The sequence below is a fragment of the Pseudomonas sp. A39 genome (assembly GCF_058145955.1).
In genome coordinates this window covers 1-26,325 of the sequence record NZ_JBYVMD010000045.1, presented here as the reverse complement: position 1 = coordinate 26,325, position 26,325 = coordinate 1, and the positions used below count along the sequence as shown (strand labels likewise).

The window sequence follows — 26,325 nt, the reverse complement described above, 5'->3', positions numbered from 1 at the left end:
CATGTCTACTTCATCCCCCCTGTTGCGCCTGTTGCTGGTTGGCCTGTTCAGCCTGATGCTCGCCCCGCTCGCCAATGCCGAAGCGAGTAAACGCCTGCGAATCGGCATCACCCTGCACCCTTATTACAGCTACGTGGCCAATATCGTCGGCGACAAAGCCGAGGTGGTGCCGCTGATTCCGGCCGGTTTCAACCCCCATGCCTACGAGCCACGCGCCGAAGACATCAAGCGCATCGGCACCCTGGACGTGATCGTGCTCAACGGCGTCGGCCATGATGACTTCGCCGACCGCATGATCGCCACCAGCGAACGCCCGGACATCCCGGTGGTCGAGGCCAACGCCAACGTGCCGCTGCTGGCCGCTACCGGCAATGCCGCACGCGGTGCGGGCAAGGTGGTCAACCCGCATACCTTCCTGTCGATCAGTGCGTCGATTGCCCAGGTCAACAACATCGCCCGCGAACTGGGCAAGCTCGACCCGGACAACGCCAAGGCCTACACCCAGAACGCCCGCGCCTACGGCAAGCGCCTGCGCCAGATGCGCGCCGATGCCCTGGCCAAGTTGACCAACGCCCCCAACCCCGACCTGCGCGTGGCCACCGTACACGCCGCCTACGACTACCTGCTGCGCGAATTCGGCCTGGAAGTCACCGCCGTGGTCGAACCGGCCCACGGCATCGAGCCCAGCCCCAGCCAGTTGAAGAAAACCATCGATGAACTGCGGGCCCTGGACGTGAAGGTGATCTTCTCGGAGATGGACTTCCCGTCCACCTACGTCGACACCATCCAGCGTGAATCCGGGGTCAAGCTGTACCCGCTGTCGCATATTTCCTACGGCGAATACAGCGCCGAGAAGTACGAAGTGGAAATGACCGGCAACCTCAATACCGTGGTGCGGGCGATTCAGGAGTCGGGCGCATGACGGCGGTGGAACAACTGAAGGCGGTCAGCGTCGGCCCGACGATTGAGTTCGATAAGGTCTCCCTGACCTTGGGTCGCACCGCGATCCTGAATGACGTGAGTTTCCAGGTACAGCCGGGCAGCATCCATGCGCTGGTCGGGCCGAACGGCGGCGGGAAAAGCTCGCTGATCAAGACACTGCTGGGGCAAACCCCGCATCAGGGCACGTTGAGCCTGCACTGGCCGACCACGCCCGGCACCATCGGTTATGTGCCCCAGGCCTTGGAGTTCGATCGCGGACTGCCGATGACCGTCGATGACTTCATGGCTGCCATGTGCCAGCGACGCCCGGCGTTTCTCGGCCTGTCCAAGCAGTACGCCGGTGCTATTGGCGAGGCGCTGGAGCGAGTCGGCATGCAGGACAAACGCAAGCGCCGCATGGGGGCGTTATCTGGCGGTGAGCGCCAGCGCGTGTTGCTGGCCCAGGGGCTGATCCCGGCGCCACAACTGCTGGTGCTGGATGAACCGATGTCGGCCCTCGACGAAGCCGGTATCCAGGTGTTCGAACGCCTGCTCAATGACTGGCGCCTGGCCGGGATCACCGTGCTGTGGATCGAGCACGACCTGGAAGCCGTGGGCCGCCTGGCCGACCGCGTCACCGGTCTCAACCGCCGTGTGCTGTTCGACGCCACGCCCAAGGAGGCGCTGACCCCGGACCGCCTGCTGACCCTGTTCTCCACCCACCCTCGGAGCCCGGCGCAATGAGTTATGAAGCCTTTCGCTTGATGGTCCAGGGCTGGGCCTCTTCCGGCTATTTGCCGGAGGCACTGGCCTACGGTTTTGTGGTCAACGCCCTGCTCGCCGGTCTGCTGATCGGTCCGGTGCTGGGCGGCCTGGGCACGCTGGTGGTGGTCAAGCGCTTCGCGTTTTTCTCCGAAGCGGTCGGCCACGCCGCGCTGACCGGGGTCGCCGTGGGCATTCTGCTCGGCGAACCCTACACCGGGCCCTACGGCAGCCTGTTCGGCTACTGCCTGTTGTTCGGCATCCTGCTCAACTACCTGCGCAACCGCACGGGCCTGGCGCCGGATACCTTGATCGGCGTGTTCCTGTCGGTGTCGCTGGCATTGGGGGCGAGCCTGTTGCTGATCCTGGCCGGCAAGATCAACGTGCATATCCTGGAAAACGTGCTGTTTGGCTCAGTGCTGACGGTCAATGGCAACGATCTGGCGGTGCTGGCAATTGTCGGCGCGCTGGTGATGGCCCTGGCGCTGCCCTTGTACAACCGCATCATGCTCGCCAGCTTCAACCCGCAACTGGCGGCAGTGCGCGGCGTGGCGGTCAAGACCCTGGATTACCTGTTCGTGATCCTGGTGACGCTGATCACCGTGGCGGCGGTCAAGGTCATCGGCGCGATCCTGGTAGGCGCGCTGTTGGTGATTCCGGCCGCAGCGGCGCGCCTGCTGAGCCAGTCGCTCAAGGGGTTCTTCTGGGTCTCGGTGGTGATTGCCACCGTCAGCACACTGTGCGGGATCCTGCTGCCGATCATCTTCGACCTGCCGATCCCATCCGGCGCCGCGATCATTCTGGTTGCCGGTATCGCCTTCGCCCTGGCCGCCATCGCGCGCGGCACCGTGCCCAGCCTCAAAGGGAATCTTGGATAATGCGCCCTGTCTTTCGTCCATTGGCCCTGGCCATCGCTTGTTTGATCAGCACTTCGGCACTGGCTGTCGACGGTGCAGAACCCAAGACCCTCAAAATCCATCCCGGCCTGGGTCACGCCGCACTGAGCAAAGCCAAGTCTGTAAAACCGGTGAAGGTCCTTGCCTCGCTGCCGATCACCTACGGCCTGGCCGAGGTGCTGCTCAAAGGCACCGACGTGCAATTGGAGCGAGCCGCTCCGGCCAACTTGCCCGGTTCGCGCCAGGTGTCCTACTTCACCGGCCGCGGCGCGCAGGCCCTGAGCACGTTGGCGCTGGACGCCGACGCCGCCATCGGCCTGCGCTCGCTGTGGGCCGATGACCCGCTGTACCCAGTGGCGCGACGCAGCAATATCCGCATCGTTGAAGTCGACGCCGCCCGCCCGGTGGATGGCGGTTTACCGGGCATCGCGGTGCAGCCAGGCGTCACCGATGGCCTGAACAGCCAGCCGTGGCAGTCGAGCAACAATATGGGCCGCATGGCCGATGTGCTGGCCGCCGACCTGAGCCGCCTGGCGCCCACCGCCAAGCCGAAGATCGACGCCAACCTCGCCGCCCTCAAGCAACGCCTGCTCAAGCTCACCGCCGACAGCGAAGCGCGACTGGCCAAGGCGGATAACCTGAGCGTGGTTAGCTTGAGTGATCACTTCGCGTACCTGGTCAGCGGTTTAAACCTGGAAGTGCTCAGCACCGACGCACGGCCTGACGCCGATTGGACACCCGAGGCGTTGCAGGCACTCAGTGCCGAGTTGAAGGACAACGACGTCGCGGTGGTGCTGCATCATCGCCAGCCGAATGAGGCGGTCAAGGCCGCGGTTGCAGCCGGCGGTTCGCAGTTGCTGGTGCTGAATGTCGACGGTGCGGAGCCGGTGACAGAGCTGGAAACCAATGTGGACCAGGTGATCAAGGCGCTCACACCCTAACATCTAAATAGAATTGTTGTAGTGAGCGGGCTTGCCCCGCGCTGGGTGGCGAAGCCGCCCCAAAACCCGACACCGCGGTGCACCTGACACACTGAGGGGGGCTCGGTTGGGGCGGCTTCGCCGCCCAGCGCAGGGCAAGCCCGCTCACTACATGTCTCAGACCACATCCACGCCGACGTGGATGGCATCGTGCCGCCAGAACTCCAGGTCGCAGTCGATCAAACGCTGGTGCTGGTCATAGTTGACCCGGGCGATCCGCAAGCCTGGGCTGCCCACCGACACGCGCAACGCGGCGGCGGCTTCGACCGGCAGTGACGTCGGCACGATTTCAAAGCGTACGCGCCCGTAGTGCAGGTCGTACTTGCGCGCATACAGTTCGGTCATCGACTGATTCAAATCGCAGTCCAGAATCCCCGGAAAATACTGCGGGTTCAGGTAGTGCTCCACATACAACACCAAGCGCCCATCAATCCGCCGGCCCCGACAAATCTGGATCACGCTGGACAGCGCCGGCAGTTGCAACCACGCACACACCGCCGCCGACGCCGGTTGCAGCCGTGCAGAGATCACTTCGGTGGACGCCACGCGCCCCTGATCGCTGACCATCGCGTGAAAATGGCTGCGCTGCATCAGGTTGTAGGCCAGTCGCGGCGGCGAGACAAACCAGCCGCGCCGCTCCTCGCGATAGATCTGGCCTTGGGCCTCAAGTTGTAACAAGGCTTCCCGCACCGTGATCCGAGTGGTACCAAACAACTCGCTGAGCTTGCGCTCGGCGGGCAGTTTGCTGGCAGGCGGCAACAGGCCGTGGTCAATCTGCTCTTGCAGCGCCAGGCCAATGGAGGTCACCGCCTTGATTGCCTCATCTCGCATCAACGTTACCTATCTGGACTAGACCAGCACCGATGAGGTGCACAAACCGCTCCGTAATCGGGCTTGCCTTACTGCGTGCCAGCCTAGGCATTACAGATGACCGACAGATGACAGTCCGTGTACATCTTCCACAGCACACCCTGCAATACATCGGCCAAGTCCAATCCCTACGGGCACTTGGGCATGGTCTACGCTAAGTCAGCGCGCAGCGACATCAGCGCTTTGAAAACGACATCGACATGAAACTGTCATCCATCGCGTCTAGATTGGCTCAGGTATTGCTCTGACCTAGACCAACAACACCGTCGAAACAAACGCCGCGTTGAAAACGCCCAAAGGAGCTTCGGATGAAACAGCTTTTCCTGGCATCACTGTTAGGCTCGACCATTGCCATGTGCACCGCCGCCATGGCCGCTGATACCGATCTAAAAACCCTGGAAGCTGCCGCTAAGGCAGAAGGCGCTGTAAACAGCGTCGGCATGCCCGATGACTGGGCCAACTGGAAAGGCACCTGGGAAGACCTGGCGTCGAAATACGGCCTCAAGCACATCGACACCGACATGAGCTCGGCCCAGGAAATCGCCAAGTTCAAGGCCGAGAAAGACAACGCCAGCGCCGACATCGGCGACGTCGGCGCGGCGTTCGGTCCAATCGCGGTGAAGCAGGAAGTCACCCAACCGTACAAACCGTCCACCTGGGCCCAGGTGCCGGATTGGGCTAAAGACAAAGACGGTCACTGGGCATTGGCCTACACCGGCACCATCGCGTTTATCGTCAACAAGAAGCTGCTGCACGGCTCTGAAGTACCTACAAGCTGGGCTGACCTGCAGAGCGGCAAGTACAAGGTCTCCATTGGTGACGTAAGCACCGCGGCACAAGCGGCCAACGGTGTACTGGCAGCCGCCATCGCCAACAAAGGCGACGAAAAGAACATCGCCCCCGGCCTGCAATTCTTCACCAAGATCGCCCAGCAAGGCCGTCTCTCGCTGTCCAACCCGACCATCGCCACCATGGAGAAAGGCGAAGTCGAAGTGGGCGTGGTCTGGGACTTCAACGGCCTGAGCTACAAGGCCAAGATGGCCAACCCGGATGACTACGTGGTGTTGATCCCATCGGACGGCTCGGTTAAATCCGGCTACACCACTATCATCAACAAATACGCCAAGCACCCGAACGCCGCCAAGCTGACCCGCGAGTACATCTTCAGCGATGCCGGCCAGCTCAACCTGGCGAAAGGCAATGCACGTCCGATCCGCGCTGAAACCGACCTGAAACTGCCGGCCGACATCGCCAAGAACCTGATCCCGGGCGAGCAGTACACCAAGGCCAACCCGCAGCCGATCAAGGATGCCGATGCGTGGGAAGCGACGTCCAAGAAGCTGCCGCAGCTGTGGAACGAGCAAGTCATCGTAGAGATGAAGTAAGCCGGGTACCCACATTGGAGCTCCACTGGAGATCCAATGTGGGAGGGGGCTTGCCCCCGATGGCGATGGATCAGTCACAGATATTCAAACTGACACGTCGCTATCGGGGGCAAGCCCCCTCACACACTTGAACCCAGATGCACCAGGAATATTGAGTCAAGTCCATCGTTGCGGAGCGCCAGCCCCCATGAAGCACAATGTCATCCTAGTCGTGCTCGACGGCCTGAACTTCGAGGTTGCCCGACACGCCATGGGGCACTTGCAGGCCTATGTCGGCGCAGGACGCGCAGCCCTCTACAAACTGGAATGTGAACTGCCCGCCCTGTCCCGCCCGCTGTATGAGTGCATCCTGACCGGCGTGCCTCCCATCCAGAGCGGCATCGTCCACAACAACGTCTCGCGCCTGTCCAACCAGCGCAGCATCTTCCATTACGCCACCGACGCCGGCCTTACCACGGCAGCGGCGGCCTACCATTGGGTCAGCGAGTTGTATAACCGCACGCCCTTTCTCGCCGCCCGCGACCGTCACACCGACGACACGGCGCTGGCGATCCAGCACGGGCATTTCTACTGGAATGACCACTACCCGGATTCCCACCTGTTTGCCGACGCCGAAAGCCTGCGCCTCAAGCACGCGCCGAACTTCCTGGTGGTGCACCCGATGAACATCGACGACGCCGGCCACAAGCACGGCCTCGATACGGCGCAATACCGCAACAGCGCACGCTCGGCCGACATCATCCTGGCCGATTACCTGCAAGCCTGGCTCGACGCCGGTTACCAAGTGCTGGTGACCGCCGACCACGGCATGAACAACGACCGCTCCCACAATGGCCTGCTGCCGGAAGAACGCGAAGTGCCGCTGTTTGTGCTCGGCGATGCCTTCAGCCTGGACACCCACGCTGCGCCGAAACAGACCGAGCTGTGCGGCACCGTCTGCGAACTGCTGGGCGCGCCCCACGACAAACCTGTGTGCCGGGAGCTGTTGAAATGATCCGTGGTAAATGGCTGGCACTGCTGTGCCTGGTGCCTTTCGCACTGTTCTTTATCGTGTTCGAAATCGCCCCGTTGGTGTGGGTACTGATCAACAGCCTGCAGACCGAGGAAGCCGGCTGGGGCCTGGAAAACTTCACGCGGATCTTCAGCTCGAAGTTCTACCTGCAAGCGATCCAGTTCAGCCTCGAGATCAGTTTCTACTCGAGTGTCTTCGGCATCATCATCGCCACCCTGGGCAGTTACTCCCTGCGTCGGGTGGATTCGCCGCTGCGCAATTTCGTCACCGCCTTCGCCAACATGACCAGCAACTTTGCCGGTGTGCCCCTGGCCTTTGCGTTCATCATCCTGCTGGGGTTCAACGGCAGCATCACCCTCATGCTCAAGCAGGCGGGAATCATCCAGGACTTCAACCTCTACTCCAAGACCGGGTTGATCATCCTTTACACCTACTTCCAGATTCCATTGGGCGTGCTGCTGCTGTACCCGGCCTTCGACGCGCTGCGCGAAGACTGGCGTGAGTCGGCGTCCCTGCTGGGTGCCAACGGCTGGCAGTTCTGGCGGCATATCGGCCTGCCGGTGCTCACCCCCGCCCTGCTCGGTACCTTCGTGATCCTGCTGGCCAATGCCCTCGGCGCCTATGCCACCGTCTACGCCTTGACCACCGGCAACTTCAACGTGTTGCCGATCCGCATTGCCGGGCTGGTGTCCGGTGATGTGTCGCTCGACCCGAACCTGGCCAGCGCCCTGGCCGTGGTGCTGGTGGCGTTGATGACCGTGGTCACCGTGGTCCATCAACTGCTGCTCAAGAGGAGCTACCATGTCTCGCGCTGAAGCCGGCCCGGCCTCCCTCTACCACCGCGTGGTGGTGTACCTGCTGTTTACGATCCTGGTGTTGCCGCTGATCGGCACCTTTGTCTATTCCATTGCCAGCAGTTGGTCGGCGACGATCCTGCCCGCCGGTTTCACCGTGAAATGGTACGTGCAGCTGTGGAGCGACCCGCGCTTCCTGATGGCCTTCGGGCAGTCATTGCTGGTGTGCGTGGGCGCGCTGATCCTCTCGGTAGTGTTGATTTTGCCGCTGCTGTTCGTGGTGCATTATCACTTCCCCCGGCTCGACGCGCTGATGAACATCCTCATCCTGCTGCCCTTCGCGGTGCCGCCGGTGGTGTCGTCGGTGGGCCTGCTGCAACTGTATGGCTCCGGGCCGATGGCGATGGTCGGCACGCCGTGGATCCTGATCGGCTGTTACTTCACCGTCGCACTGCCGTTCATGTACCGGGCGATCACTAACAACCTGCAGGCGATCAACCTGCGCGACCTGATGGACGCCTCGCAACTGCTCGGTGCCAGTACCTGGCAGGCGGCGATCCTGGTGGTGCTGCCGAACCTGCGCAAAGGCCTGATGGTGGCGCTGTTGCTGTCGTTCTCGTTCCTGTTCGGCGAGTTCGTGTTCGCCAACATCCTGGTGGGCACCCGCTACGAAACCCTGCAGGTGTACCTGAACAACATGCGCAACAGCAGCGGCCACTTCACCAGCGCCGTCGTGATTTCTTATTTCTTCTTTGTGCTGGTGCTGACCTGGGCCGCCAATATCTTGAACAAGGACAAAAGCCAATGAGCTTCGTCAGCGTCCAACACCTGCAAAAAGGCTACGCCGGCACCCCGGTGTTCAGTGATATCAACTGCGAGATCGCCAAGGGCGAATTCGTCACCTTGCTCGGCCCGTCCGGTTGCGGCAAGTCCACGCTGCTGCGCTGCATCGCCGGGCTGACTTCGGTCGACAGCGGGCAAATCCTGCTCGACGGCCAGGACATCGTCCCGCTGAGCCCGCAGAAACGCCATATCGGCATGGTGTTCCAGAGTTATGCGCTGTTTCCCAACATGACCGTGGAACAGAACGTCGCCTTTGGTCTGCGCATGCAAAAGGTCAACGCCGACGACAGCCACAAGCGCGTGCAGGAAGTGCTGCAACTGGTCGAACTCAATGACCTCGCCGGCCGCTACCCGCACCAGATGTCCGGCGGCCAGTGCCAGCGCGTGGCCCTGGCACGCTCCCTGGTGACCCGCCCGCGCCTGTTGCTGCTGGATGAGCCGCTGTCGGCGCTGGATGCACGGATCCGCAAGCACCTGCGCGAACAGATCCGCCAGATCCAGCGCGAACTAGGCCTGACCACCATCTTCGTGACCCACGATCAGGAAGAAGCCTTGACCATGTCCGACCGGATCTTCCTGATGAACCAAGGCAAGATCGTGCAAAGCGGCGATGCCGAGACCCTCTACACCGCACCGGTGGATGTATTCGCCGCCGGGTTTATCGGCAACTACAACCTGCTGGACGCCGACAAGGCCACCCAACTGCTGCAACGCCCGATCAACAGCCGTATCGCCATTCGCCCGGAGGCCATCGAGCTGAGCCGCAATGGCGAACTCGACGCCCTGGTGCGCAGCCACAGCCTGTTGGGCAACGTCATTCGCTACCGCATCGAAGCGCGCGGCGTGGAACTGGTGGTCGACGTGCTCAACCGCTCGGCCGACGACCTGCACCCGGACGGACAACGCCTGGCACTTTCCATCGACCCCAGTGCCCTGTGTGAAGTAGCCTGATGCAACGTTTTATTTGAGAGAGCATGACGGATGGCATTGGTAATTTTTGATCTGGACGACACCCTCATCCACGGCGACTGCGCCACCCTGTGGAGCGAGCAGATGGGCCGGCTGGGCTGGGTCGATCCCGAGTCGTTCATGCGCAAGAACCACGAATTGATGGATGCCTACAGCCGGGGCGAGCTGAAGATGGAAGACTTCATGGACTTCAGCCTGGAGCCGATGATCGGCCGCACACCGGCAGAAATCGAGCACTTGGTGGCGCCGTGGGTCGAGGATGTGATCGAGCCGTTGATCTACAGCGACGCCACCAAGACCATCGCCCGCCACCGTGCGAATGGCGACCGGATTCTGGTGATCTCCGCCTCGAGCACGCACTTGGTCACGCCGATTGCGGCGCGAATCGGCATCGATGAAGTGCTGGGGATTGAACTGGACGTCAGCCATGGCGTGTACAGCGGGCGTACCGTGGGTGTCCTGACGTATCGTGAAGGCAAGATCACGCGGTTGCTGGAATGGCTGGAGCAAGAAGGGGAAACATTGGAGGGCGCGTATTTCTATTCGGACTCGCGCAATGATTTGCCGTTGCTGAGTAAGGTGGAGTTTGCGCAAGTCGTTAACCCTGACCCGGTGCTACGCGCCCACGCCGAACAGGCAGGCTGGCCAATCCACCATTGGATCTGACTCTCTTGAAGTGAAATGCAATCAAATGCGGGAGGGGGCTTGCCCCCGATGGCGGTCTGTCAGATGAAACATTCTTCACTGACACACCGCTATCGGGGCAAGCCCCCTCCCACATTGTTCACCGCATCCCCATTCAGCTCAGGCTTTCGTCAATCACCAACACCAGCTTCCCGGAAATCTGATTCGTCGCCAGCGCTTCAAACGCCGCCTCAGCGTCCTGGATCGAGAAGGTCTTGGCCAATTGCGGGCTCAAGCGGCCCTCAACAAACAACGGCCACACGTGTTGGCTCAAATCACTGAACAGGTCCGCCTTGAACGAGTCGTCACGACTGCGCAGGGTCGAACCCAACAATTGAATGCGCTTGCCCAGCACCTGGGCCAAGTCCAACTGCGCGTCACGACCGCCCATCAAGCCGATCAATACCCAACGCCCATCCAGGGCCAGCAGCTTGAGGTCCAGCGCCGCATAGTTGCCGCCCACCGGGTCAAGAATCACATCGAACGGCCCGAAATCCCGTAGCCCTTCGATCCCGTCGGTCCGTACCACGCCGCCCTGGGCGCCGAGTTCCTCACAATAGGCCAGGCGCTCCGCCGAGCCGACACTGACCCAGCACGGGCTGCCAAATGCCTTGCACAACTGGATCGCCGCGGAACCCACGCCGCTGGCGCCAGCGTGCAACAGCACTTTTTCACCGGGTTTGAGGCCCGCCAGCTGGAACAGATTGAGCCACGCCGTGCTGTACACCTCAGGCAACGCGGCCGCTTCGATCAGCGACAGGCCTTCCGGTACCGGCAATACGTGGCGCGCATCCACCACCACTTCTTCGGCCATGCCGCCACCGGCGAGCAACGCGCAGACGCGGTCGCCGACTTGCCAGGATGAGCCCGCGCCCACTTCACTGATCACCCCGGAACACTCAAGGCCCAACACGTGACTGGCGCCCGGTGGCGGTGGATAGAGCCCCGCACGCTGTAATAAATCGGCGCGATTGAGGCCCGCTGCCGCCACACGAATGCGAACTTGCCCTACATCGCAGGTAGGACTGGGTTCTTCCAACCACTCCACATGACCGTCAACGCCTTGCAATGCTTTCACAGTGCCTCCATAGTGAGTCTGGACTGAGCCCGTAGCTGTATCGCCGGGCTTTTTGCATTATGCGACCGGACCATATGGAACCGGCTCCCTCAAAGACGGCCTAATATGCGTTATCAATTGCCCCCGCGTCGAATCAGCATGAAGCATTTGTTCCCCAGCACCGCCCTCGCTCTTTTCATTGGTCTCGGCTTCGCGTCGATGCCGACCAATACGTTCGCAGCCAACAGCTGGGACAACCTTCAGCCGGATCGCGATGAGGTGATTGCCAGCCTTAACGTCGTCGAACTGCTCAAGCGTCATCACTACAGCAAGCCGCCGCTGGACGACGCTCGCTCGGTGATCATCTATGACAGCTACCTCAAGCTGCTGGATCCGTCGCGCAGCTACTTCCTGGCCAGCGATATCGCTGAGTTCGACAAGTGGAAAACCCAGTTCGACGACTTCCTCAAGAGCGGCGACCTGCAGCCCGGCTTCACCATCTACAAGCGTTACCTGGACCGCGTCAAAGCGCGTCTGGACTTCGCCTTGGCCGAGCTGAACAAGGGTGTCGACAAACTCGACTTCACCCAGAAGGAATCCCTTCTGGTGGACCGCAAGGACGCCCCTTGGCTGACCAGCACCGCCGCACTCGACGACCTGTGGCGCAAACGCGTCAAGGACGAAGTGCTGCGTTTGAAGATCGCCGGCAAAGACCCCAAGGCTATCCAGGAGCTGTTGACCAAGCGCTATAAGAATCAGCTGGCACGTCTGGACCAGACCCGTGCCGAAGATATCTTCCAGGCTTACATCAACACCTTCGCGATGTCCTACGATCCGCACACCAATTATCTGTCGCCAGATAACGCGGAAAATTTCGATATCAATATGAGTCTGTCGCTGGAAGGCATCGGTGCCGTCCTGCAAAGCGACAATGACCAGGTCAAGATCGTGCGCCTGGTGCCGGCGGGGCCGGCGGACAAGACCAAGCAAGTGGCGCCTGCCGACAAGATCATCGGTGTGGCCCAAGCCGACAAAGAGATGGTTGATGTCGTCGGCTGGCGCCTGGACGAAGTGGTCAAGCTGATCCGTGGGCCGAAAGGCAGCGTGGTGCGCCTGGAAGTGATTCCGCACACCAATGCACCGAACGACCAGACCAGCAAGATCGTGTCCATCACCCGTGAAGCGGTGAAGCTCGAAGACCAGGCCGTGCAGAAGAAAGTCCTCAACCTCAAGCAGGATGGCAAGGACTACAAGCTGGGCGTGATCGAGATTCCGGCCTTCTACCTGGACTTCAAGGCGTTCCGTGCCGGTGATCCGGACTACAAGTCCACCACCCGCGACGTTAAGAAAATCCTCACCGAGCTGCAGAAGGAAAAAGTCGACGGCGTGGTCATCGACCTGCGTAACAACGGCGGTGGTTCCCTTCAGGAAGCCACCGAGCTGACCAGCCTGTTTATCGACAAAGGCCCGACGGTGTTGGTACGCAACGCTGACGGCCGCGTGGATGTGCTGGAAGACGAGAACCCGGGCGCCTTCTACAAAGGCCCGATGGCATTGCTGGTCAACCGCCTCTCGGCCTCGGCTTCGGAGATTTTCGCCGGTGCCATGCAGGACTACCACCGCGCTTTGATCATCGGCGGCCAGACCTTCGGTAAAGGCACCGTGCAGACCATTCAGCCGCTGAACCATGGTGAGCTGAAGCTGACGCTGGCCAAGTTCTACCGGGTTTCCGGGCAGAGCACCCAGCACCAGGGCGTACTGCCGGACATCGATTTCCCGTCGATCATCGACACCAAGGAAATCGGCGAAAGCGCCCTGCCGGAAGCCATGCCGTGGGACACCATCCGCCCTGCGATCAAGCCGGCGTCGGATCCGTTCAAGCCATTCCTGGCGCAGTTGAAGGCTGATCACGACACCCGCTCCGCCAAGGACGCCGAGTTCGTGTTTATCCGCGACAAGCTGGCCCTGGCCAAGAAGCTGATGGAAGAAAAAACCGTCAGCCTCAACGAAGTCGACCGCCGCGCGCAGCACAGCGACATCGAAAACAAGCAACTTGCACTGGAAAACATCCGCCGCAAGGCCAAGGGTGAAGATCCACTCAAGGAGCTGAAGAAAGAAGATGAAGATGCGCTGCCGACCGAGGCCGACAAAACCAAGCCGGAAGACGACGCCTACCTGGCCGAGACTGGCCGGATTTTGCTGGACTACCTGAAAATCACCAAGCAGGTGGCCAAGCAGTAAATGATGGCGATTTAATGTGGTCGCTCCTCGGAGTGTCATCATATAGACATCATTCTGTCGTGAAATGAAGGACCGCAGGCTTCTCGCCTGCGGTCCTTTTTTTTCGATCGAGATCGCCATGACCATGACCGAACAGCTGAATGCACTGGGCTCTATCTTGGCTCAAGGCAGTTTGCACAGCCTGTTCCAACCGATCATCTGCCTCTCCGAACGACGAATCCTTGGCTACGAAGCCCTGAGCCGCGGCCCCTCCAACAGCCCCCTGCACTCCCCCGTCGCCCTCTTCTCGGTGGCCAGCCATGCGGGACGTCTCAGCGAACTGGAAATAGCTTGCCGCGAAAGCGCCTGCCGACGTTTCAGCGAACAGAAGCTGCCGGGCAAGCTGTTCCTGAACATCTCGCCGGAATCCTTGATGGAAACGGCGCACCAGCCGGGACGCACGCTGCAACTGCTGCGCGACTATGGCATTCCACCCAGCCAGGTCGTGATCGAACTCACCGAGCAGACACCCACTGACGACTTCGACCTGCTGCAAACCGCCCTGCATCACTACCGCGACATGGGCTTTGCCATCGCCCTCGATGACCTGGGCGCCGGCTATTCCAGCCTGCGGCTGTGGTCGGAGTTACGCCCGGATTACGTAAAGATCGACCGGCACTTCATCGACGGCATTCATCAGGATGCGCTCAAGCGCGAGTTTGTCGGCTCCATCCTGCAGATCGCCAAGGCTTCGCGTGCCCAGGTGATCGCCGAAGGCATCGAGTTGCCGGAGGAGTTGGCGGTGCTGACGGAGATGGGCGTGGACCTGGTCCAGGGCTACCTGCTCTGCCGCCCGCAGGAACACCCACCACAAGAAGCACGCAAGATGCTGCCCAAGCCCGACACAGCCAACATTACCCTCACGGAAGAAGGCAGCGACCTCAGCGCCTTGCTCAGCGAGCACCCCGCGGTGGACCAGGACACCGCCACCGCCCAAGTGCTCGAAGCGTTTCGTCGACAGGCCAACCTCAACTCCCTGGCCGTGCTGGACGGACGCGGGCAGCCGATCGGTATCGTCCATCGGCACTTATTGTCGGATGCGCTGCTCAAGCCGTTCGCCACCGACCTGTTTGCGCGCAAGCCCATCAGCCGCCTGATGAGCACCGACTTCCTGGCGGTGGAGTTGAGCCAGTCGCTGCAACAAGTCAGCCGCCTGCTCACCAGCCGCGCGCGGCAACGTATCGAAGAAGATTTCATCATCACGCTCAATGGCGACTACCTGGGCCTGGGCCGGGTGATCGACGTGCTCAAGCTGATCACCGAGCTGAAGATCCAGCAGGCGCGCTACGCTAACCCGCTGACCCTGCTGCCGGGCAACGTGCCGATCCAGCAGTGCCTCACACGCCTGCTGCAACAACAACGGGAGTCGGTGATCTGCTACGTGGATATCGACAGTTTCAAGCCGTTCAATGACATCTACGGCTACGGGCGTGGGGATGAGGTGTTGCTGTGCCTGGCGCAGTGCCTGAATGACCGCGTCGATCCCACCCGTGACTTTGTCGGGCATATCGGTGGCGATGACTTTTTGTTGGTGCTGGGTCCGCAGGATTGGCGCAAACGGCTCAATCAATTGCTGGATGACTTTCACACCCAATGCCGGCGCTTCTACCGCGCCGAACACCTCGACGCCGGCTGTTTCGTGGCGTTGAACCGCCAGGGTGTGCGCCAGGAGTTTGCGCTGCTGTCGCTGTCCATCGGCGTGGTGCATTTATATCCACAGGCCTGTGGACAACTCGATGCCAGCCAGTTGGCGGAACTGGCCTCGCAAGCCAAGCACCATGCCAAGGACGTGGCCGGTTACAGTATCCATGTGATCGACAGCATGGACGCCCTGCCCCAGGCGCTTTAGGCCTCGGCGGATTCCGGGTATTCGTATTCGAATACCCGCACCACTTCCGAGGCATGCCAGGAGGCAGCGGCCACGCCATCGGAGGGTCCGCTGAAACGGCCGAGCCGCTCCACACATTCAAAAAAACCGGTACGCGGCAAGCGGCTGGCGCCCTGGCTGATCACCAGTGAGCTGCGCAACGGCTGCTCGGCCTTGGCATCCAGCGCCGCCAGGTGTTCCAGGGCCGCGGCCAGGGTTTGCATGGCCGGCGTAGGAAATTGCAGGCGTTCCAGCAAGGCGCGGTACGTCAGCAGATGGCGCTGGCGACGCGCCTGGTCCAGTTCGTTGAGTAACCCATCCCAATGTTGACGGCTGATACGTAGGCTCAAGATTCATCCCTCCAACCTGCAACGCCCAATTCCCAGGCCAGGCTGCGGCGGATCGCGGCATCCGGCTGGCGTTCACCACTTTCAATCAATCCAAGATATGACGGGCTGATGCCCACGGTGCGGGCCAGTGTCTCGATAGCCAGGCCCTTGGCTTCGCGCAGGCCGCGCAGGTCTGCGAGCGGGCGCAGATCCTGTTCGGGGGCGGCTTGGGCAGTCGATATAGAAGGAGGTAGCGTAGGTTGTTGCTGACCGGCAGCTTTTAGCAGCGCCTGGTACTGATCCCATGGCAACACCGCGTATTCGGGTTCGCCATTCCGTGAAATTATCTGAATATCCATGACTGCCCCGTAGGATAACAACACTTACTAAGTAAGCTCTTTCCTTAGGAGTGTAATCCTAACAGCCACAAAGGTCGCAGGGGGATAGCCCGTGTCATCGGTTTTTTTGCGGGTTTTCCTTGGACAGCAGCGCAGGCGTCGCAGGCAGGCGCTCAACCACGGCGAGCTTTTCCGGACGCTGGGCGTCACGCCAGGCGCGAAAGGCGCTCAGTTCGCCTTCCAGGGTCTTCATGACCCACGCTAACACAGCGATGTCGTCGAGCATGCCGAACATGGGGATAAAGTCCGGGATCGCATCGATCGGGCTCAGGAAATACATCAACCCCGCCACCACCGAGATCAGCGCTTTGGGACTGATCGCCCGGTATTCGCCGCGCCAGTACGCCAGGCACAACGCCTGAAGCAACTTGAGGTCATCCTTGAGCTTGCCCAGGCGATTCCCCTGGCTCGAGCCTTTGGCGGCGACCGCGAACAACAGCGTCGGCAGACGGCCGCGCCCCAGAAGACGCGCGGCCATGGGCAGGAAACGGGTGAAATTGAAGGGTGGTTTCATTTGTCACTCCAGTTCCAGGCGACATGAAAGGTTATCCACACAAATTGTGGATAACCTTGTGAACAGAGCCCATTTTCCGGGCTGAAAGCCACGGATTACATGGCTTTCAGTCAGATCGGGCGTTTTTTGCGCACTGAAGAAAAACCCAAGATTTCATTGACTTGGCGTTGATGTGCGGATAGCCATGCTCAGGTTTTATATCAGACTGTTGCCCGCTACAGACGTTCGTTCGGATCTGCAGAGGCTTCAATGTGGGAGGGGGCTTGCTCCCGATAGCAAGGGATCAGCCACTGCATAAGGTGACTGATCCACCGCCATCGGGGTCAAGCCCCCTCCCACAAACAACAACGCCCCGTCGAGACGGGGCGTTGTGTGTTCAGGCGCCGATTACTTCTTGGCGGCTGGTGCTGCAGGAGCTTCAGCCTTGGCTGGGTCCTTGATGGCCAGCAGTTCCAGGTCGAATACCAGCACGGAGTTGGCTGGAATCGCCGGGCTCGGGCTCTGTGCGCCGTAGGCCAGGTCGGAAGGAATGTACAACTCGACCTTCTCGCCGACGTGCATCAGTTGCAGGCCTTCGACCCAACCCGGGATCACGCCGCTGACCGGCAGGTCAATCGGGCTACCGCGATCTACGGAGCTGTCAAAAGTAGTGCCGTTGGTGAGCTTACCGGTGTAGTGCACAGTCACCACGTCAGTCGGCTTAGGCTGAGGGCCATCGGCTTTCTTGGTGATCTTGTACTGCAGACCGGAAGCAGTGGTGACGACGCCGTCTTTCTTGGCGTTGTCTTCGAGGAATTTCTTGCCGGCGGCTGCCGACTCTTCGCTCATCTTGGTCATGCGTTCTTCAGCACGCTTTTGCAAAGCGGCAAACGCTTCAACCAGCTCGTCATCTTTGAGCTTCTGTTCTTTCTTGCCGACGGCATCTTCGATGCCTTGGGCTACTGCTTTGGAATCCAGGTCATCCATGCCTTCTTGGGCAAGGCTCTTGCCCATGTTCAGGCCGATGCCATAGGAAGCTTTCTGCGCCGGGGTTTTCAGCTCTACGCTGGTCTGCGAATCACAACCCGCAAGTACCAGGCTAACCAGGGCCACCGCCGCCGCCAACCGATGCTGTTTCATGCTATTTCCTTGTTCATGCGCCAAAAGGGCAATCGAATAAAGTCGCGAGCTTATCAGGCGGCCACGACCAATGGCTACCGGCATCTGAGCAGGAAACTTCTGATAAGTTCACGTGTTTAAAAGCATTTTCATTCATGATGGGGTCCCGCGAAGGATCGTGGGACCGCCGACTACCAGGCTCATGGCCACTTGCCGCACTTGTGGCGTAGTGGCATAACAACGCGACCCGTCGACAAGACCGAGACAAGGATAGCCATCTTGCGCATTTTTTCCCGTGTTTTACTCCTGATACTCGCCGCACTCGGCCTGATTCTGGCCGTGGTGCTCTATTACACCCTCAACCCCAAGCTACCGGACTACGTGCCTGTGGAGCAGGTGCACTACCAGGACCAATGGAGTGCCGCCGACCGCCAGACCTATTACTTCACGCCCCAGGGCACTCAAGTAAAAGGCCTGCACTACGACTGGTTCACCGCCCTGGAACTGCCGTTTTCCGAACAACGCTTCGCCACGCCGGAGTATCTGGCGCGCTTCGGTTTCCTGGTCGACCCCAAGCAGGTGCCCACCGCGCAAAACCCCGGCAACCTGCCCGTGGGTTTCGCCCGGCATAAAAACGCCGACAGCAACGTCGACTACCTGGATATCACCTGCGCCGCCTGCCATACCGGCGAATTGCATTTCAAAGGCCAGGCCCTGCGCATTGACGGCGGCTCGGCCCAGCATGTGCTGCCCTCCAGCGTCCCCACCCTGCGCGGCGGCAGTTTCGGCCAGGCCCTGGTCGCCAGCCTCGCCGCCACCTATTACAACCCGTGGAAGTTCGAACGCTTCGCCCGCCAGGTGCTGGGCGACCGCTACGACGCAGAGCACAAGCAACTGCGCCAGGACTTCAAGCAGTCACTGAACAAGTTCCTCAAGGTGGCCTGGAACGACACCCACCGCGGCCTCTACCCCACCGAAGAAGGCCCCGGCCGCACGGACGCCTTTGGCCGTATCGCCAACGCCAGCTTTGGCGATGCCATTTCCCCGGACAATTATCGCGTCGCCAATGCGCCGGTGGACTACCCGCAATTGTGGGATATCTGGACCTTCGACTGGGTGCAATGGAACGGTTCGGCGCAGCAGCCCATGGCGCGCAATATCGGTGAAGCCCTGGGCGTGGGCGCGACCCTGACCTTTTTCGACGCTGCCGGCCAGCCGCTCCAGGGCGATGCACGCTACCCGTCGAGCGTACGCGTGCGCGACCTCAACCTGATTGAAGAAACCTTGCAGCGCCTCAAGCCGCCGACCTGGCCCGAGGACTTGTTCGGCGCTATCGATAAGCCGCTCGCCGCCCAAGGCCGTGCACTCTTCGCCGAAAACTGCGCCGGCTGCCACGTCCCCAGCGTCACCCAGGAAAACGGCCGCCCGGTGCAACAGCTGAAAATGCTGCCGGTGGACTACATCGGCACCGACCCCGGCACCGCCAGCAACATCGCCGACCAGCGCTATGACCTCAGCGCCCTGCAGTGGGACCCGACGGAACTGGCCACACTCAACGTCGAACTGCACCCCACGCCGACCGAGCCGCTGGACCTGAAAAAGATGTCCGTGGCCAAGGGCCTCGCCTACGTCACTGCCTTCGTCGAAGCGCATGCCTACCGTGCCGCCGGCGTGACCCCGGCCGAGCGCCCGCGCCTGGACGGTTACGGCCTGCCCATCGGCGTGCGCGAGCTGCGCGCCTACAAAGCGCGGCCACTGGCCGGCGTGTGGGCGACACCGCCGTTCCTGCATAACGGCTCGGTGCCGACGATCTACCAGTTGCTCTCGCCTCAGGACGAGCGCAGCGCCACCTTCTATAAAGGCACCTTCAACTACGACCCGCGCCATCTCGGCTTCGAGACCGCGGCATTCAAGAACGCCTTTCTGTTCGATACCAAAATCACCGGCAACCACAACAGCGGCCACGAATTCCGTGCAGGCGCTCGTGGCAATGGCGTCATCGGCCGTGGCCTGCTACCGCAGGAACGCTGGGCGCTGCTGGAATACCTCAAAGTGCTGGGCGGCCCGTTGGAGCAACAACTGCCATGATGATTCGATCCCGATACGACCAACCTTCCCTGCTCGCCCGCCTCTGGCTGCGCATCGGCAGGTTTCTCGGCAAGACTTTACTGTGGCTGGTTGGCCTCGGCCTGCTCGGTTGGCTGGGCGCCAGCGCCTGGTACGCCTGGCAGCACAGCGGCCCGGTGTCGCCGAACGAGCAGATCCCGCCCGGCGAAGCGGCGATGACCCAAGGCATCATCCAAACGGCCGTGCGCATCGTCGACCAGCATCGCGAAGGCACGCGCTACCTGCGTGATGCCCACGCCAAGGCCCATGGCTGCGTGAAGGCCGAAGTCAGCGTGCCGGCCGATCTGGACCCGACGCTGCGCCAAGGCGTGTTCGCCGAGCCGGGCAAGACCTGGCAGGCGCTGATGCGCCTGTCCAACGGCAACGCCTACCCGCAGTTCGACAGCATCCGTGACGCGCGCGGCATGGCGCTCAAGCTGCTGGACGTGCCGGGCAAGCAACTGCTGGCCGACCAGCAGACACGCACGGAACAGGACTTCGTGATGTTCAGCCACCCGAACTTCTTTGTCAGCGATGTGGCGGAATACGCGCAGAACATCGGTGCACAGGCGGACGGCAAAAAAGTCCTGGCGTTTTTCCCCAAGGTCGACCCGCGCAGTTGGCAGGTGCGTCATTTGTTTATCGCCCTGGCCACGCTGGCGCCAGCGCCGGCCAGCCCGACGCAGACCACCTACTTTTCAGTCTCGCCCTACAAGTTCGGCAGCGCCAACGCCAAGTTCCGCGTCGCACCCGACCCGCAGAGCTGCCCGGAATATCAACTGCCCAAACAGAACCAGGACCTGCCGAATTTCCTGCGTAGCGCGTTGAGCCAGCAGTTGTCCACCGATCGCAAGCCTGCGTGTTTCGTGTTGCAGATCCAGCGGCAGAACCCGCAGAAATTCATGCCGATCGAAGACACCAGCATCGAATGGAAGGAGAGCGATGCGCCGTATGAAACCGTGGCCAAGGTGCGTATCCCGGCGCAGGATTTCGACACGCCCGAGCAGAACCTGGCGTGCGACAACCAGTCGTTCAACCCTTGGTTCGGCATTGCGGACCACCGCCCCATCGGCGGCATCAACCGCTTGCGCAAAGCCGTGTATGAAGCGGTCAGCGATTACCGCCACAGCCGTAACGCCCCGTAAAAAGTGCATAACAATGGGCCCGACGGCGTAAGGATTGCGTCGGGTCTATTGAGCCGTTTTCACCCCGCCACTACCGTGAATACCTACCCATCACCCGTAGGAAATCACCGTGGAAAACTCAACCCTCGGCATGCTCGTACTCACCCTTATTGCGGTGTTCGGCACCGCGTCTTTTTGCTTTGAACACCTGGCGACACGCCAGACCAAGAAGAAAAAAACGGCTCAGCCTTGACCCTCAGTCAACGCGCCCCCCGCCTCAGCGGTCTGAGCCAGCAACCATTGACGAAAACTGCGCACCGCCAACGGCGGGTTGCGGTGGTGGGGTTGCATAAAATGCAGGCGGCCGCGGCTATGCATGGTGTGGGGCAACGCCATTTGCAGGCGCCCGGAATCAAGGTCACTTTCCAGCAAGCTCTTCCAGCCCAGCGCGACGCCGTGCCCCATTACCGCCGATTGCATCAACAGTTGATAGCTGTTGGTACGCAAGGCATGGCGCGGGGTGTAGTAGTCGGCGCCGATGTCAGCGAACCAGTCGGTCCAGGTCAGCCAGTCGTGATAGTGGTCTTCCACGATCAGCAAGGTGTGGGCATGCAGCAGATGGTGCGCATCGCGAATCGGGCCGTGGCGCTCGATGTAGCCAGGGCTGCACACGGTGATGACCTGTTCGCTGTCGAACACCGGTGACAGTTCCAGGCCGTGGGGCGCCGGGAGTTCGTCCAGGTGATAGAACAAGCCCAGGTCATATTCACTCACATCCAGGCGGCCGGGGTTATCGCTGCACAGGATGCGGATATCCAGGTCCGGGTGTTCGCGCTGGAAGTCTGGCAATAAACCGGCAAGCCAGATAGAGCTGATGGTAGGCGTGCTGGCCAGGGTCAACTGACGATCGGCGCCGCGACGGCGCAGCTCGGCGGACTCACGGTCCAGTTCGCGCAACAGGCGCTGGATGGTGCGGAAGTAACGCACCCCGGCAGGGGTCAGGCTCAGGCCCTGGGCCAGCCGATAAAACAGCGGCCGGGCCAGGTCCTCCTCGAGTCGCTTGACCTGGCGGCTGACCGCGCTCTGGGTCAGGTTCAGTTCATGGGCGGCCTGGGTGAAGCTCAAATGACGGGCCGCCGCTTCGAAGGTCTGCAGGCAGTTGAGCGGGGGAAGATCGACGTTTCGGCGCGACATGAGCAATTCCATTGGCAATTACGGGCCTGGGTTTGCCCAGGCCCGCAGAGATCACGTTGGCAGGCATCCTGCCAGTTGCTCGCTCAGAGCGCGACCCTGGCCACACGTTTACTCCATTGCCGGCGGTGTTCCAGTTGGCCGTTTTCCCAGGCTGTCTGTTCCGCTTCGAGGTAGAACCACTCGGCATCGGCGTGCACGCTCAAGTGGCTTTCCACTTCCACCGTCCACTGGTCACGGCCGACACGGTAGTGCCATTCAATATCGGCACGGGTCGACAGCGGGTCCCAGGGCAAGGTGTGATATTGCTCGGTGCAACGTTGGTCCACCCATAGGCCATGGTCGGTAAAGCGCATGGCGCCCAGGTCATCTTCGATCTTCACGCAGACTTCACCACTGCCGACGTCTTCGATCAAGGTGCGTTTCGGCGCGGCGGCGCGCAGTACCTCCAGGTTCGCCGGGGTCGACGATTGTGGCGCTTCGAACGGGCACTCCACCGCGTCGCCGGTGAACACCGGCAACTGCAGGCTGTGCAGGGTCGGCAGCAAGGTCAGCGTGGTCAGTTCGCGGCTCGGCCACAGCAGCGGGAAACTCGCGGTGCTCAGCGCCAGGCGCAAACGGTAGCCGGCGGGCAGGCGCATGCCGATGTGGTCGAGGTTCAGGTGCACGTCCATCGCTTCACCCGGCACGACCGGTGTTACCTGGGAAAGGTCCTCGCGAAGCGTGAGATTAAGCACACCGTAGCTGATCTGCGTGACCTGGCCGTCCGGCGCCACCGCATTCAGGCGCGCGACCAATTGCCCGCAGGCGGTGTCGCTGGCCAGACGCAGCGTGAGGCGCGCATCGCCAAGCAGCGCCAGGGGCTCGGTCAGCGGTTGGGAATCGAAGCACAGCGAGTGGGCGTCATCGCGGCGCTGGTCCGTCGGGCCATCGGGGCCAAACCAGATGGCACAGTATTCGCCCTGATGCAGGCCGGAGGTCAGCGGCGAGCAGATACTGCGCGGCGTGACCAAGGGCTGCGCGCCGGCAGTCAGGCCGTGCTCGCCGAGGCTGAAATCGGTCCATTGCACCTGCGGATCCGGCCAGCCCGACGTCTGCACCCAGATCCCCGGCCGCTCAGCATAACTGCCCTTCGGCGGCAGAATATCCTGTAGGTAAAAGGTGCAAGATGCGTCATCCATCACCCCGTTATCGATGCCCTTTAACCAGTGATCCCACCAGCGTTTGGCTTCTTGCAGGAAGCCGATGGCCGGATTGGGCACGGCGAAATGCGGGTATTTGTGAATCCATGGGCCGATCATGGCTTTCTTCGGCCCTGGCAGGTTTTCCATCAGGCGCGAAACGGTATTGCGGTAGGCATCCCCCCAACCGCCCACCGCGTAGACGGCGGCTTTGATCTGCGAGTAGTCCTCGCACACCGAGCCGTGGCGCCAGTAGTCATCACGGGTCTGGTGGTGCAGCCAGGTTTCGGCGAGCAGCGGCATGGCTTCCAGGCGTTGGTGCCAGAGGGTTTTCCAGTCGTCGCCAACCAACAGAGGATCAGGCACCGCCGCGCTGAAGTTGAGCATGGTGGCGGCCCAGCCGAAGTTCTCCATCAACAGGTTGCCGCCCTTGTAATGGATGTCGTCGGCGAAGCGGTCATCGGTGGAGCAGAGGGTAATGATTGCCTTCAGCGCCTCGGGCTGGCGCGCCGCGACTTGCAGGCCGTTGAAACCGCCCCAGGAGATACCCATCATGCCGACGTTGCCGTCGCACCAAGGCTGGCGGCACAGCCAATCGATCACCTCGAGGGCGTCCTCCTGCTCCTGCAGCAGGTACTCATCGGCCATCAGCCCTTGGGACTCGCCATTGCCGCGCATATCGACGCGCACGCACACATAGCCCTGCCCCGCCATCCACGGGTGGGTCAGCGCATCGCGCACGGCGGTGCCATCGCGTTTGCGGTACGGCAGGTACTCCAGAATCGCCGGGAACGTTTGCGGGCCGGCGACTTCCGGCAGCCAGATGCGTGCGGCCAATTGCGTGCCGTCCTTCAAGGGGATCAGGCAGTGCTCGATTTCACGAATCTTGTAGGCAAACTCGGTAACGATTTCCATCGGTAACTCCAAACGCGTTTATTGCAAACAAACGGCTCCCCCGCGCCCGGAGGGGAGCGTACGGGGGAGACACACAGGTTGTCGGGCTTAGCGGGCGAATGCCGCGACGGGGCTGGCGCCACGCAGCTCGGGCTCGGTGGTCGGCCTGAGGTTTTTCACATCGAGCAGCGCCGGGTTCTTCAGCCAGAAGATCAGCGAGGTACTGGCCAGCAACACCAGGATCATCCCGGGCAAGCCACCGAGGTTGGAAAGCATCTTCACGCCATCGACACCGACAAACGCGACCATCACCCACGATACCGAGCCGATGATCAGGCCCCAGATGATCTTCAGCAGCGGGTTGCCGTCCAGGTCGGAATCGGCGGTCACGCCTTTGCTGCACAGGTTGGCGATCACATCGGTGCTGGAGTCTGCCGCGGTGACGAACGAGATAAACGCCACGAACAGCAGGAACGCGATCATCAAGCCGCTGGCCGGCAATTGCTGGAACATCTGGTACAGCACGTGCTCCACGCCCTGCTCGTTCAACACACGGTTGAGGCTGCCATCACCCAGCGCGTCGAAGTAGAGGCTGGTGCCGGAGAAGATGCAGATCCACACCGCCGTGAACAACGCCGGGTAGAGCATGTTGATGTGGATGAATTCGCGCACGGTGTAGCCGCGGCCGATCTTGCCGAGGAACAGCGCACTCACCGGGGCCCAGGCAAACCACACCGACCAATAGAACACGGTCCAGCTGTGCGGCCAGGTGTCGCCACTGGCGGCGCCGGTGAACAGGCTGCGGCTGAAGAAGGTGTCGAGGTACACGCCGAGGGACTCGACGCCCAAGCTGAACATGTAAAGGGTCGGCCCGCACAGCAGCACGAACAGCCCCAAGGCGAGCATGATCCAGGTGTTGAACGACGACAACATCACAATACCGCGCTGCAAGCCGCTGGCGGCCGAGGCGACAAAGGTGATGACGATGATCGTGATGATGATGGCCAGGCGCAATGGGGTGGTTTCACCGCCGATGTATTGGGCCATGCCACCGGCCAAGGTCAGCGCGCCCGTGCCCAGGGACGAGGCCATGCCGGCCACCAGCGCGAACATCGCCAGGGTGTCGATCAGCCCGGCATAGCGCTTGACTCGCGCTGCGCCCAGCAGCGGCTCGAGCATGGCGCCGATGGAGAAGTTGCTGCGGCGGTTATAGAACACCAGCGCAAACACCAGCGACGGCACCAGGTAGATGGCGTACGGAGTGATGGTCCAGTGCAGGAACATCGTCGACATGGCAAAGCTCTTGGCCGCCGAGCTGCCCGCTTCGATCGGCAGGCTGGTGGGTGGGCCGTACAGGTGGTAGAGCGGTTCGGCGGTGGTCCAGAACAGCACGCCCACTGCCAGCGTGGTGCAGAGCGCCACCATGAACCAGCGCCATTTGCTCAGCAAAGGCTGGGCGTCTTCACCGCCGATACGCACTTTGCCCAGCGCGGAGAAGTAGACGATAGCGGTCAGCACCACCATGGCAAACGAGCCGGCGCTGAACAGCCATGAGAAGTTTTTCAGGATCAGGTTGTTGAGCTGTTTGCTGACCGCAAGGAATGCATTCAGGTCGACGTAGCTGGCGATCACCGCCGCCAGCAGGATCAGGAAAGTTGGCCAGAACACCAACGGACGCAGTGGATATTTCATGTAGAGCCATTCCCCTTGCAGACTATTTTTTGTGTTAGAGGGCGGGCACCGCAGCATCCTGCTGCAGCGAGTCGCCTGGAAGTCTTTCGCGTGGCTATAGATAAACGTTTAACCGGCCAAGGGCGCAATCAACCAATGTGCATAGGGGTATTCCCCCACGTCATGACGCACCCGCACAGTTCAGGGCGAATAGGCAGTGCACAATGGCAAGGCACCAGGAGGATAAATCGCAGACGAAAAAAAGCCCGCTCAATGAGCGGGCTTCTTGTGGTGACCTGGCGTTCAGCGTTCCAGGTAACCGAATATGGCGCAGCGGACGGGACTCGAACCCGCGACCCCCGGCGTGACAGGCCGGTATTCTAACCGACTGAACTACCGCTGCGCGTAACACATGAAGCGAATGGTGGGTGATGACGGGATCGAACCGCCGACCCTCTGCTTGTAAGGCAGATGCTCTCCCAGCTGAGCTAATCACCCT

The 26,325-nt window shown here is 61.4% G+C and carries 24 protein-coding genes and 2 tRNA genes; 15 read left to right on the top strand and 11 right to left on the bottom strand.

All coding sequences use genetic code 11. From position 1 onward, the window contains the following. Window position 1: 1 nt before the first annotated feature. From AC3ZU9_RS25805 to AC3ZU9_RS25790, 4 genes are read left to right on the top strand one after another with little or no spacing between them, the layout of a single operon-like run. Entirely contained in the window at window positions 2–922 is a 921-nt protein-coding gene (locus AC3ZU9_RS25805; protein ID WP_093546674.1) for a metal ABC transporter substrate-binding protein, read from the top strand. After that, window positions 919–1,665: a metal ABC transporter ATP-binding protein gene (locus AC3ZU9_RS25800; RefSeq protein WP_490091520.1), complete on the top strand. Its 747-nt coding sequence runs from the start codon at window positions 919–921 to the stop codon at window positions 1,663–1,665. The genes AC3ZU9_RS25805 and AC3ZU9_RS25800 overlap by 4 nt, the downstream gene beginning before the upstream one ends. Further along, window positions 1,662–2,561: a metal ABC transporter permease gene (locus AC3ZU9_RS25795; RefSeq protein WP_012723288.1), complete on the top strand. Its 900-nt coding sequence runs from the start codon at window positions 1,662–1,664 to the stop codon at window positions 2,559–2,561. The genes AC3ZU9_RS25800 and AC3ZU9_RS25795 overlap by 4 nt, the downstream gene beginning before the upstream one ends. Beyond that, a complete protein-coding gene (locus AC3ZU9_RS25790; protein WP_093546668.1) occupies window positions 2,561–3,520 on the top strand; it encodes a metal ABC transporter solute-binding protein, Zn/Mn family in 960 nt (319 codons plus the stop codon). The genes AC3ZU9_RS25795 and AC3ZU9_RS25790 overlap by 1 nt, the downstream gene beginning before the upstream one ends. A gap of 156 nt (window positions 3,521–3,676) precedes the next feature. Here AC3ZU9_RS25790 and AC3ZU9_RS25785 read toward each other — a convergent pair whose 3' ends face one another. Beyond that, window positions 3,677–4,390 (bottom strand): UTRA domain-containing protein, encoded by a 714-nt coding sequence (locus AC3ZU9_RS25785; protein ID WP_043205112.1) that lies wholly within the window; start codon window positions 4,388–4,390, stop codon window positions 3,677–3,679. A gap of 347 nt (window positions 4,391–4,737) precedes the next feature. Here AC3ZU9_RS25785 and AC3ZU9_RS25780 point away from each other — a divergent pair, with 347 nt between their 5' ends. The 6 genes from AC3ZU9_RS25780 (at window position 4,738) to AC3ZU9_RS25755 (ending at window position 10,098) form a co-directional block, all read left to right on the top strand. Further along, window positions 4,738–5,814: an ABC transporter substrate-binding protein gene (locus tag AC3ZU9_RS25780; protein ID WP_012723285.1), complete on the top strand. Its 1,077-nt coding sequence runs from the start codon at window positions 4,738–4,740 to the stop codon at window positions 5,812–5,814. 187 nt (window positions 5,815–6,001) lie between these two features. Further along, window positions 6,002–6,808 (top strand): alkaline phosphatase family protein, encoded by an 807-nt coding sequence (locus AC3ZU9_RS25775; protein WP_043205111.1) that lies wholly within the window; start codon window positions 6,002–6,004, stop codon window positions 6,806–6,808. Beyond that, window positions 6,805–7,641 carry an ABC transporter permease gene (locus AC3ZU9_RS25770; protein WP_012723283.1) on the top strand — a complete coding sequence of 279 codons (837 nt, stop codon included), beginning with the start codon at window positions 6,805–6,807 and terminating at the stop codon, window positions 7,639–7,641. The genes AC3ZU9_RS25775 and AC3ZU9_RS25770 overlap by 4 nt, the downstream gene beginning before the upstream one ends. After that, window positions 7,628–8,428 carry an ABC transporter permease gene (locus AC3ZU9_RS25765; protein ID WP_093546665.1) on the top strand — a complete coding sequence of 267 codons (801 nt, stop codon included), beginning with the start codon at window positions 7,628–7,630 and terminating at the stop codon, window positions 8,426–8,428. Before AC3ZU9_RS25770 ends, AC3ZU9_RS25765 begins: the two co-directional genes overlap by 14 nt. Further along, the gene (locus AC3ZU9_RS25760; RefSeq protein WP_093546662.1) at window positions 8,425–9,414 is read left to right on the top strand and encodes an ABC transporter ATP-binding protein; all 990 of its coding nucleotides are present in this window, start codon (window positions 8,425–8,427) and stop codon (window positions 9,412–9,414) included. Before AC3ZU9_RS25765 ends, AC3ZU9_RS25760 begins: the two co-directional genes overlap by 4 nt. 30 nt (window positions 9,415–9,444) lie before the next feature. Further along, window positions 9,445–10,098: an HAD family hydrolase gene (locus AC3ZU9_RS25755; protein ID WP_093546659.1), complete on the top strand. Its 654-nt coding sequence runs from the start codon at window positions 9,445–9,447 to the stop codon at window positions 10,096–10,098. Window positions 10,099–10,231: 133 nt separating this feature from the next. Here AC3ZU9_RS25755 and AC3ZU9_RS25750 read toward each other — a convergent pair whose 3' ends face one another. Further along, complete coding sequence (locus AC3ZU9_RS25750) at window positions 10,232–11,194, bottom strand: zinc-binding dehydrogenase (protein ID WP_012723279.1); 963 nt, start codon at window positions 11,192–11,194, stop codon at window positions 10,232–10,234. A 138-nt stretch (window positions 11,195–11,332) separates the two neighbouring features. Between AC3ZU9_RS25750 and AC3ZU9_RS25745 the strand changes: the two genes are divergently transcribed. Both AC3ZU9_RS25745 and AC3ZU9_RS25740 read left to right on the top strand, forming a co-directional pair. Then, entirely contained in the window at window positions 11,333–13,414 is a 2,082-nt protein-coding gene (locus tag AC3ZU9_RS25745) for a carboxy terminal-processing peptidase (protein ID WP_490091519.1), read from the top strand. A gap of 118 nt (window positions 13,415–13,532) precedes the next feature. Continuing rightward, window positions 13,533–15,302, top strand: coding sequence for a bifunctional diguanylate cyclase/phosphodiesterase (locus AC3ZU9_RS25740; protein ID WP_012723277.1), 1,770 nt, complete (start codon window positions 13,533–13,535; stop codon window positions 15,300–15,302). Here the strand turns inward: AC3ZU9_RS25740 and AC3ZU9_RS25735 are convergent. From AC3ZU9_RS25735 to bamJ, 4 genes are all read right to left on the bottom strand, one after another. Then, window positions 15,299–15,670, bottom strand: a complete 372-nt coding sequence (locus AC3ZU9_RS25735) for a hypothetical protein (RefSeq protein WP_005786715.1) — start codon at window positions 15,668–15,670, stop codon at window positions 15,299–15,301. The genes AC3ZU9_RS25740 and AC3ZU9_RS25735 overlap by 4 nt on opposite strands. Beyond that, window positions 15,667–16,008 (bottom strand): helix-turn-helix domain-containing protein, encoded by a 342-nt coding sequence (locus AC3ZU9_RS25730; RefSeq protein ID WP_012723276.1) that lies wholly within the window; start codon window positions 16,006–16,008, stop codon window positions 15,667–15,669. Before AC3ZU9_RS25730 ends, AC3ZU9_RS25735 begins: the two co-directional genes overlap by 4 nt. Before the next feature lie 94 nt (window positions 16,009–16,102). After that, window positions 16,103–16,561, bottom strand: a complete 459-nt coding sequence (locus AC3ZU9_RS25725) for a YkvA family protein (RefSeq protein ID WP_025859432.1) — start codon at window positions 16,559–16,561, stop codon at window positions 16,103–16,105. A gap of 387 nt (window positions 16,562–16,948) precedes the next feature. After that, entirely contained in the window at window positions 16,949–17,680 is a 732-nt protein-coding gene (gene bamJ / locus AC3ZU9_RS25720) for a BamJ family beta-barrel-assembly machinery protein (RefSeq protein WP_012723274.1), read from the bottom strand. A 258-nt stretch (window positions 17,681–17,938) separates the two neighbouring features. Between bamJ and AC3ZU9_RS25715 the strand changes: the two genes are divergently transcribed. The 3 genes from AC3ZU9_RS25715 (at window position 17,939) to AC3ZU9_RS25705 (ending at window position 21,142) form a co-directional block, all read left to right on the top strand. Beyond that, the gene (locus AC3ZU9_RS25715) at window positions 17,939–19,747 is read left to right on the top strand and encodes a di-heme-cytochrome C peroxidase (protein WP_490091518.1); all 1,809 of its coding nucleotides are present in this window, start codon (window positions 17,939–17,941) and stop codon (window positions 19,745–19,747) included. Next, window positions 19,744–20,910, top strand: a complete 1,167-nt coding sequence (locus AC3ZU9_RS25710; protein WP_012723272.1) for a catalase family protein — start codon at window positions 19,744–19,746, stop codon at window positions 20,908–20,910. Before AC3ZU9_RS25715 ends, AC3ZU9_RS25710 begins: the two co-directional genes overlap by 4 nt. 109 nt (window positions 20,911–21,019) lie before the next feature. Continuing rightward, window positions 21,020–21,142 carry a hypothetical protein gene (locus tag AC3ZU9_RS25705; protein WP_012723271.1) on the top strand — a complete coding sequence of 41 codons (123 nt, stop codon included), beginning with the start codon at window positions 21,020–21,022 and terminating at the stop codon, window positions 21,140–21,142. Here AC3ZU9_RS25705 and AC3ZU9_RS25700 read toward each other — a convergent pair. The 5 genes from AC3ZU9_RS25700 to AC3ZU9_RS25680 form a co-directional block, all read right to left on the bottom strand. Further along, window positions 21,133–22,083 carry a LysR substrate-binding domain-containing protein gene (locus AC3ZU9_RS25700; RefSeq protein WP_122810617.1) on the bottom strand — a complete coding sequence of 317 codons (951 nt, stop codon included), beginning with the start codon at window positions 22,081–22,083 and terminating at the stop codon, window positions 21,133–21,135. The genes AC3ZU9_RS25705 and AC3ZU9_RS25700 overlap by 10 nt on opposite strands. 83 nt (window positions 22,084–22,166) lie before the next feature. Beyond that, window positions 22,167–24,176, bottom strand: coding sequence for a CocE/NonD family hydrolase (locus AC3ZU9_RS25695; protein WP_122810618.1), 2,010 nt, complete (start codon window positions 24,174–24,176; stop codon window positions 22,167–22,169). A gap of 87 nt (window positions 24,177–24,263) precedes the next feature. Next, window positions 24,264–25,847, bottom strand: a complete 1,584-nt coding sequence (locus tag AC3ZU9_RS25690) for a BCCT family transporter (protein WP_043205103.1) — start codon at window positions 25,845–25,847, stop codon at window positions 24,264–24,266. A 305-nt stretch (window positions 25,848–26,152) separates the two neighbouring features. Beyond that, window positions 26,153–26,229, bottom strand: a tRNA-Asp gene (locus AC3ZU9_RS25685). Between the two features lie 19 nt (window positions 26,230–26,248). Next, window positions 26,249–26,324, bottom strand: a tRNA-Val gene (locus AC3ZU9_RS25680). Window position 26,325: the final 1 nt, after the last annotated feature.